Below are 9,105 nucleotides of genomic sequence, written 5' to 3' on the forward strand. Positions count from 1 at the left end.
GGTATGGAGACCGAACTGCGTAACCGGTTGCGTCATGACCCTGACGGCAAGCTCATGCGCATCCTTGATGAAGCGCTATCTCTGAACGTGCAGATGACGACTCCCAAGGCCTACCTGGCAGAGAGCCTGCCGGCCGGCGTGGAAGAGCTGATGCGCATCTATGTCGATCCCCCAAAGCGGGAACGCACACCACGGCTGAGCGGACGCGCGGCCATCCAGGCTGCAATGCGCAGTGAGTTTGAACATGCGGGAGTCTGGGATCTGCTACGCAAGCGCATTCCGGCCTCCGATTACACGAGGCCGGGCGATCCACTGCGCCTGGATGCCGGCTACCGTCCCAACGGAGTGATCCGAATGTTTCATGCCGTCAGCCTGGAGCCAGGACTCGACCTTGCCAAGGTGCTTGCTTTCTCGGCATCCGGTTTGCGCGCAGGCGTTGAGCGCGTAGAGAAGGCCGCCCTCGAGCTGACCGCGATTATCGAGCCGGCCGCCAAGCTCGGTGCCACCGACGACGATCCTGATCGCCTCGCCATGTACCGCTTCGGCGTCGAAACCATGGAAGAAAATCAGATTCGCGTTCTCACCACTGCCGACATGTCGCGCGTGGCAGAAACCGCACGCCGCGAAATGCATATCTGAATCTGTCAAGACGGGTCAGTCGGACATCAGCAGAATACAAGCCCACTTACTCCACATCTAACAATGACTTACCAGCCTTGAAAATAATCTCAATTCATTTGCAGGTCATTATTCACGAATCTCGTATGATTAATTCTGTTGAGAGCGAGATAGTTCATCATATCGCCTGATCGTTAGAGAATATCGCAGCTTGTCGGCACTCGCCGATCACTGTTCACTGACAACTGATTATTGAAGAGAAGAGGCATGGTCTTTCCAAGACCGTGCCTTTTCCTTTTTCTGAAGGAAGGTAACGCGTGAAGGTACGAGAACAACTGCGCGCTCTGTGGCGGCAGGCTACCAGCGCTATCAGTGTTGCCGTTGACGCGGCAGATGGCAACGCAGCACGCAAGACGCTGGCGCTCCCGGCAATTTTGAGCCCCGTGCAATTTCCGGGACAATCGCTGCCAAAACCCACACCTATAAATCTCCGCCGATTTGCGGAGACGCCGGTGGTGCGACGCGCCATCAACGTCATCAAGGATCGCGTCGCGGCCATGGACTGGCAGATACGGCTGCGGCGAGGCTTTGCGCCGGGCGAGGGCAACGCACCCGACGATCTCGATGAGGTTAGTCAGCGACTTCTTGCCCTGCGTCGCACGCTCGAAGAGCCGAACGCGGTCGACAGTTTCCGCACGCTGATCGAGCAGGTCATCGAAGATGCGCTCACCGGCGGATACGGCGCGATCGAAATGGAACCCACCGGAGATCCCGAACGACCTGCGATGCTGTGGCCGGTAGACGGAGCCTCTATCAGGATCAATCCGCGCTGGGATGGTCAGCCCGACACTCCGCGTTATGCGCAGGTCACGGCCGGTCAAGCCGAATCGAACGCCATTGACCTTTGCGACAGCCAGCTTATCTATGTGCGTATGAACCCGCGCAGCTTTACGCCTTTCGGGCTCGGTGCGCTTGAAGTTGCCTTTGAATCCGTCAATCAATTCCTGAGCGCACATCGCTTTGCGGGCAAGCTGGCGGCTAACTCCGTTGCTCAATATGCGATCTGGCTCAACGAGGCCACTCCGTCGCAGCATGACCGGCTGATCCGCTGGTGGCAAGACGAGATTGAAGGCACCGGGCGCGTGCCGTTGATATCGACCGAACAAAAGCCGGAGGTACTGCGCTTTGCACAAGGCACCGATGCCGATCTGCGGCTTGCCTGGCAGGAGTTTCTCATTCGCATGATCGCAAATGCCTTTGGGTTGCCCCCGCTGCTGCTAGGCCTGGAGAGCGACGTGAACCGCTCTACTGCAGCCGAGCTTGCAGACGAGGCTTTCCGCGGCGCGATCTTGCCGCTCGCGCAATTGATTGCCGGGCACATTACGCGCGACCTCTTTGCGAAGTGCATCGGCTGGCGCGAGTTTGAATTTATCTTCAACGATGGGAATGCGCGCGACGAGGCCACGGAACTCGCCGTCCAGGTACAGCTTCTGCAGGCCGGCGTTCTGACGGTGGACGAAGTTCGCGCCATGCGGGGCCTAGCGCCCCTCGCGCCAAACAGGCCGGCACACGAATTGGATTCTCCTGAAGCGGGTAAATGAGCGGTCATGGCACTTGGGCCGCATCGCCTCAAGCGGTGCGGCCATTTTTCTGGGGACAGGCGGAAACAAAATGCAATTCGAGGCAATGGCGGTAACAATTCCACACGTCGAAGGACATCCCAACCGGGTGCCCTTCGAAGGTGTTTTGACGGTAGTGAACTCGGCCAGCGATAAAGCACCGGCCGGTGCGCGCGGACACCGCGTCATTCTCACCCGCGAAGCAGCTGAAAAAGCATTGCCTTCGCTGCTGGGGATGGCGGTCGATTACCGCCCGGGTTGGGATGGGCACGATGCGCGTCGCAAGGTCGGTCTGCTGACCGAGGCTGACTTTGTGGGGAATCGCCTGGTTGTACGGGGCTATATTTATGCTCGCGATTTTCCCGAAGTGGCAAAGAGTATTGAGACTCGCGCTCCAGAATCGATGGGCATGAGTTATGAGCTAGCCGACGCGCGCGTAGAGGATATGCACGCCGAAGTATGGAAATTGACACGCGTCACCTTCACCGGGGCAGCAATCCTGCTGCGGGAAAAAGCCGCATATCGTGCCACCAGCTTCAGGATGGCGAGCTAGAGGACCAGCTTCCAGCTCCTGGCCTCTAGCTGTGTGCATTCCATCGGGAAGGATCACTCATTCATTGATGCCACGGCTAGCAGCTAGAAGCTGGTAGCTATGAGCTGCATTTAAAGAAAGGAAGTTCATGGAGAACATCGACAACCAAATCATGGAACGGCTCGAGGCTGCGAGCGGCATGCTCGAGCGAACACTCGCGCTGCTTGAAGTAGAGCGGGGAACCGGTGAGGTGGCGAAAATTTCAGCCACCGTGGAGCAGGACGCGCGAGAGGCAGAGCTTCAGAAAAAGCTCGCATCGGCTGAACGCGAAATCGCTGAACTGAAAGCCGGAGCAGCTCAGTCAATTCTGAATCCTCTGCGCAGAACTGTTCCGGCATCGACTTCAGAGATGCTGGCCAAGCACGGAATCGCCGAAGGTCCGGTTGACGTGCGTACACTCGATGCCGCTCTTGCGGGCCTCAGCCTTGAACAACGCATCGCCGTAAAGAGTCAACTGCTCCGGGCAGGCGCTATCTCGTAGATACAGCTTTCAGCTACTAGCTCCTAGCTTGTAGCTGAGCTTCTCGTTACGACAACAGAGGTTCGGCCGGCGTCTCATGCATTCCAGTGCGTGCGAGTCGACCTATGTCTCATTGGACACAAACCAGGCTAGCAGCTAGGAACTAGAAGCTAGCGGCTAACAACGGCCCCACGGAGGGGGCAAGACACTATGAACGCATCTTTCGCAGATATCCACGCGGCAGCCGACTTCATCGGACCGGGCGCAATCGAAGTTCCCTTGTACCAGACCGAGATATTCGACATCTGCCGCCGCTCCAGCCCCTTCGGCCAGCGCATGAAGCAGGTTCCAGCCACCGGTCATCCGTCGCGCTTCTTTGAAGAAACTGCACTGCCGAATCCCGGTACCGCCGGCTTCGTCAATCCGCGCAGCATCGTGGCTCCCGTCGTCAGTCCCACGCGCGCGGAACGCAGCGTACCGCTCAAAGCGATCGTGTCGCAGATCAATTACAACCTGTTCGACGTCGAACTCGGCAATCAACAGCAGCAATTTGCCTACCTGCAGGCCAAGGATCTGGTCGATACGGTCAGTGGTGTGATGGTGACGCACGACGTGGCCTTGTGGAATGGCAACGACACCAGCCTCAGTTCTCCGACGACCACGCAATACATGGGCGCCATATCGCAAATCGTTTCCGGCGGCCAAACCGCAACCATCGGCACCTCGGCCTCCATCGTCGACGGAATCAAGTCGGCGGTCGCGCAAATGGTAGCGAACAACGGATACCACGTGCGTCCCACGGCGATCTACGCCAACCCCGTGCTGCTCGATCTTATCGATCGCGAAATGAAGACTGAATTCAACGTAGTTCTGAACTCGGACCAGATCACTGGCGGTTTCCGCGTGAAGATGCTGTCGACCCAGGCGGGTGATCTGCCACTGATCCCCGACTGGAGCTTGAGTTACACCGGCACTCCGGGTTCGGGATCGGCAGTGTTGCCCGCCTACATCGTGACTGAAGATCTGATCGAGTACCACTGGCTCGGCGACCCAGCTCCGCGCATCTTCCAACTGGGCATGCCCGGTTCCTTGACCCAGCAGTACGTCGCCGTGAAGTTCGGCGCCGTCGTCGTGAAGGGCGCCAACTACGCACATTACCAGGTGCTCGTCGACCGCTAAAAAGCAGGTGGACAGTGATCAGTGGGCAGAGGTTAGAACCCAGCGCGTCCAGGTTCTCCTTTCTTGCTGTTCACTGTTCACTGACCACTGCTCACTGAACTCGGAGGAACACATGGCCTATCTTCAGCCAGCGGATTACTCAAATTACGGATTGCCCGACAGTACGACCGTCGATTGGATTACGGCTGCGACGGCGCTGATCAACAGCTTCTGCCGTCGCCCCGATCTGAATATCACGCAATATACAGAACGCGTCCGCGTCATCAGCGGGTCGCGCACAGTGCGGCTCAGCTATCTGCCGCTGGCGTCGCTCGGCTGCGCACCCTCGCCGCTCGTCAGCATTGAGGGCCGGTATGCGAAGCCGCGGCGCGGCGAAGCAATTGACAACGCACTAGCTGAGGTTGCCTGGACCTTCTCGCTGCCAGGCCAGTGGGCCACCATCGACCCCGGCTCCGTGGACTTCGACCCGACTACGGGCGAACTGACGATGCCGTGGAACGTCTTTGGCCTGCCCTACAACGAGATCTCCGTCACCTATACCGCGGGATTAACCTCTATCGGCGACGACGTAAAGACGGCCTGCGCGCAGATCGTGCGCAATGCTCAGTCCACGCCAGCGTTGAATGCCAGCAAAACCAAGATCGACACAATGCAGATGCAGTATTTCTCAAGTTCTCTGTTGGACGAAACCGTGCAGGCATGGCTGCGTCCCTACGTTGCGAACAGGCTGGGGTGACAACATGAGCGACACAGCACCGCACAATCCGACCGCCGCGCCACAGATGCTTGCCGATGCCCTGCTGCGCAGCGTCGCAGGCGCCAACGCGCAGCTGCGAGTCACTGGAACGAATGCCGTCTCCAATCAATGTGAAGTCGGCCTGGTTGCAATCACATTTTCCGAGGTTGTTCTCAGTCCGGTGCTCATGCGCAAGCTTCGTCCCTATTTCAAAGAAGGCAATCAGCCCCAATGGGAGCTGCTTGTCTCGGCAACCAGCGTACAAAGACAGATTAGCGCGCTTGACCTTCCGTCGGCGGAGGCCTTGTTTGCCATGACCCTCGCGGTCACGCTTGCCGGGAAGGATTATCTCATCGAAGCCGTCGCATCCAACGAAGCTTTCGGCCAAGTCTACTTATACCGGCTCCTATTGCGCGAAGCTTGCCCGCAATCACTGTGAAGCGAAAAAGGTACAGAGACCAGAGGTCAGCGACTAACCTGCGACCCCGCTTTCTGACAACTGACCACTGATAACTGACCACTGGAGTTCTTATGCAAAACGCGAAAGATTCCTTCTACATGACGCTTCGCGCACGCCTCGCCATCATCAGCCCTGAACGCACCGTGCTCTTACGTGGTACGCTGCGCCCCGGCATCCTCGTCGAAGAAGCAGAGGCTCCGACCGCGCTATTACCCTCCGATGTTTTTGTTTTACGCTGGCTGGGGCTTGGCGCCGACATGGATCTCAGTTCCACGATGCTGGCTGAGGAGTGTGAGATTCTCTACAGCACGTGTGGCTCGCAGGCATTCGGCGGGCTTGATCGAGGACGCATGTTGAGCACCATGGACGAGGAAGCTCTCGCCATGTTGCGGCCCTTCCACGCACCCAAGAGCAACTACTCCGTTCAACCAGCAACAACCATGCAAACCCAGGTCTTCTGGGACGAGCCAACATTTGCGCCCATCAACATTCAGCGCGATCGCCTCAGCCGTTCCATCAAAGTCATGGTCTACAGCTACCAGGAGCAGGGGGAATAATGACGGCTACTTCGTTTTCAGCACCAGCGCCTGTGGCGCGGCGCGTGCGCGCCTACTTTGCTCCCGTCAATCGCACCGCACAGACGCCCGTGCTCTTCGATCCTTCGCAGACGGGCTCGTTCAATCTCGACGCGCCACCATCACCCTGGATCGACCTGGGTTGGATTCAGAACTTCACGCGCACTTCGACGAGCAAGAGTGGACCCATCCTTACCGGCATCCCGGCTGCGTCGCTGGAGCAGACGCGCGAATCGCTCGAGGCGGGACTGAGTTTTGAATTCCTCGCATGGACCAAGCTGACCATGGCGCTCGCCACAGGCTCGCAGCACATGAATCTTTTGGCGCCGGCGAGTGGCGCGGCAGCTGCTGCAGATGGCGCAGTTGCTGCCCCGGCCGTGATCGTGCAGAGCGGCTCGACTGCATCTATCATTCAGCTGGCAGCCGCAGACACAGCCATTTTCGCGCCCGGTTCCATGATCGCCGTCGATGCCGACTACATAGGGCAGACGGGCTATCTAGGTTCGCCCGTCTCCGGATCATACGTGCGGCAGCCACTTACTGACGTTGATTACATTCGGCGCATTACCTTTAACGTTGGTCTGGTCCTTGGAGTAAGTTCCACGTCGCTGATCCTCGCGCAACCTTTGCCGGGCGGCGCTCCCGCGGCCGGAACAAAGTTGCAAGCCCTGACCGGCTTCGTAGATCGCGAAGGAGGCAGCTTTTATCACGAGTGGTCAGCACTCTTCGTGATGCAAGGCAGCCAGGGCGATCGTATCTTCTTCCACTACCCGCGCCTCCAGAGCCTTGTCGGCGCTGAAGAGTCGGCGACCCCACTCGACAACAAACACAAGAGTGGGCTCGCACGCATTCTGCTCAAAGGCCAGTTCCTTGCGCTACCTGTTCTCGATCCGCTCGACGGCGAACGTGTGCTCTGCTATCGCAGTTTCAAGCCCGCGTCATACGCACTCATTTAATCTTCGCCTGGCCTCTCGGCAACTCGGCCACCAGAACTAACAGAACTCAGGAAAAGACACGATGAAGATTACGATAGGCGGAGACGACTACACCTCGGCCCTCGATGCGACGCATCCTCTAACCGTCGATCGCAAACTCAACGAGCCTTCGATCTGCCATTTATGGATCATCCTGCCCGCGAATAACTCGACTGCATTGACACGCAACCAGGCAATCCAGATCACTGGCGATGACGGAATCGTTTACTTCACTGGCTATCTTGCAGCCAGCCCAATGCCGGAGTACGTCGGCTTTGGACTCGAAGGTCCGCGCTATCGCATTGCGCTTCAGGCCATCAGCGATGAATATCTTCTCGATCAACTGGCAATGGCCCCAGGCAAAAACGTCTCGGGATTAAATGCCGGGCCTCTCGTCACATCTCTCGTCGCAAAAACAGGATCGGCTGCGCTCTCTACACAATCGCTCATGCTCAATTGTCCCGTTTCCAATTTCACAACCCAAACTGGCGCGTCCTTCAGCACCAATGCCGGCGTGGCTTCAAGCCTGGCGCGCGCCACATATCGTGCTCTGAGTGGATCGCTCTCCCTCAACGCCATCCCCGCTGCCGTACATCCGCTCAGCGAGACGGATGGCGGCCTGATGCTCGCGAACCTGGCTCTTACTTCCAGCGTGAAACGCGCGCTCGCAAACGACATCACGGTCTGCGGAGAGCATGAACCCACAGCCTACGTCACGGAATACTTTCTCGGCGACGGCATCACCACGCTGTTCAACTTGTCTTCCGACGTCTTCACAGCGCCTTCATCCAGGGCGACGATCATCCGCGAGTTATTCAACGAAGGTCAGATTGACCAGCGCGCCTGGGGAAATCCAGGAAGCCATAACTATCTGTCTCTCGGAGCCGGCGGCCTTACCATGCAGGGCGGAACTGGAAAAGATGGGGACATCCAGTTAGCCTGGATCGATCCGGTCGAAATGGGAGGGACGCTCCTGCTTGAAGCAAGTGGAGTTACTCTCACGAGCGGAAGCACTGGAGTTTTGGCCGGATTCTTCAGCGGCGAACAAACGCGGCAAGCTTGCACGGCGGGCTTTCAAGTTACAGCTCAGCAAGGCACTGGCGCTGTTTCAGTGCAGCCGCTTGTGTTGGGCGCGTCGACGGGTAGCTCCTTTCAGATCAATCCATCCAACCAGTACGCCCTGCGAGTACGTGTCCATTGTCCCGAATATCAGCGAGGCTTGGCAGTCTATCGCAGCTACGGGGATGAGGGCGCAGTCGCCTTCGGCGGGCAATGGAACACCGCCCCTGCAAAACTGCAATTTGAGATTCAGGAATTTGTGAACGGTGTTGCCGGCATGCCGATTACTCTGTATGACGGGCAGATCGTGAGCTTGCCCGGCTCCTGCTCGGTGTTTGCGGCCAGCAGCATCAATCTCTTCGGCACGATGCGCGCTCTAAACCTCACCGACCTTGGATCGGGCTGGGTCGTCACAACACCCGTCAATGGCAGTCCGACAACGCGACGCCTGGGTACGACGGCTCAATCGGCTGAGTGCCACGTTGAGAGCACGGGCAAACTGACCTTTTACACCGGATTTGCTCCGCCGGTGGGCGAACAGATCGCCGTAAGTTATCGCGCCGTCGGCCGAGCAGTCGGGCGCGCGGTGAATGCGGCAAGTCAGCTGGCCCTCGCGCAATCCGGTCTGCCTCCGGTCTCCACGTGGGTCGGCACCGTTACCAATCCCGCACCGCGTAGTTCGCAGGACTGCCGCAACGCCGCCCTCGCCATCGAGCAGGCTGCGGTAAGCGTGAGCGCACTGTGGAGTGGCGCCTACAAATGCACGCGTGCTAGCCTCGACGCCGACGTCTGGCCGGGCGACGCACTCGCTTTGAATGCTCCGTTGACTAATT

The 9,105-nt window shown here is 58.4% G+C and carries 10 protein-coding genes; all 10 read left to right on the plus strand.

The genetic code is table 11. The features are described 5' to 3' along the window. Nucleotides 1-639, plus strand: a 639-nt coding sequence (locus WA354_RS00840; RefSeq protein ID WP_472811112.1) for a DUF3037 domain-containing protein, incomplete at its 5' end; no start/stop codon positions are given. Nucleotides 640-935: 296 nt separating this feature from the next. Beyond that, on the plus strand, nt 936-2,219 hold the full coding sequence (locus WA354_RS00845; protein ID WP_472811113.1) for a phage portal protein: 1,284 nt from the start codon (nt 936-938) through the stop codon (nt 2,217-2,219). 70 nt (nt 2,220-2,289) lie between these two features. Next, a complete protein-coding gene (locus WA354_RS00850; protein WP_472811114.1) occupies nt 2,290-2,790 on the plus strand; it encodes a hypothetical protein in 501 nt (166 codons plus the stop codon). A 127-nt stretch (nt 2,791-2,917) separates the two neighbouring features. Continuing rightward, the gene (locus tag WA354_RS00855) at nt 2,918-3,310 is read left to right on the plus strand and encodes a hypothetical protein (RefSeq protein ID WP_472811115.1); all 393 of its coding nucleotides are present in this window, start codon (nt 2,918-2,920) and stop codon (nt 3,308-3,310) included. Nucleotides 3,311-3,499: 189 nt separating this feature from the next. Continuing rightward, complete coding sequence (locus WA354_RS00860; RefSeq protein WP_472811116.1) at nt 3,500-4,468, plus strand: hypothetical protein; 969 nt, start codon at nt 3,500-3,502, stop codon at nt 4,466-4,468. 112 nt (nt 4,469-4,580) lie between these two features. Continuing rightward, nucleotides 4,581-5,204, plus strand: coding sequence for a hypothetical protein (locus WA354_RS00865; protein WP_472811117.1), 624 nt, complete (start codon nt 4,581-4,583; stop codon nt 5,202-5,204). Nucleotides 5,205-5,208: 4 nt separating this feature from the next. Further along, nucleotides 5,209-5,643 (plus strand): hypothetical protein, encoded by a 435-nt coding sequence (locus tag WA354_RS00870; RefSeq protein WP_472811118.1) that lies wholly within the window; start codon nt 5,209-5,211, stop codon nt 5,641-5,643. A gap of 92 nt (nt 5,644-5,735) precedes the next feature. After that, nucleotides 5,736-6,221, plus strand: a complete 486-nt coding sequence (locus WA354_RS00875) for a hypothetical protein (protein ID WP_472811119.1) — start codon at nt 5,736-5,738, stop codon at nt 6,219-6,221. Further along, complete coding sequence (locus WA354_RS00880; protein WP_472811120.1) at nt 6,221-7,195, plus strand: hypothetical protein; 975 nt, start codon at nt 6,221-6,223, stop codon at nt 7,193-7,195. Before WA354_RS00875 ends, WA354_RS00880 begins: the two co-directional genes overlap by 1 nt. A 61-nt stretch (nt 7,196-7,256) precedes the next feature. Then, a partial coding sequence (locus WA354_RS00885; protein WP_472811121.1) for a hypothetical protein occupies nt 7,257-9,105 on the plus strand: 1,849 nt, incomplete at its 3' end.

It is taken from the genome of Occallatibacter sp., assembly GCF_049802275.1.
Lineage (GTDB): Bacteria > Acidobacteriota > Terriglobia > Terriglobales > Acidobacteriaceae > Telmatobacter.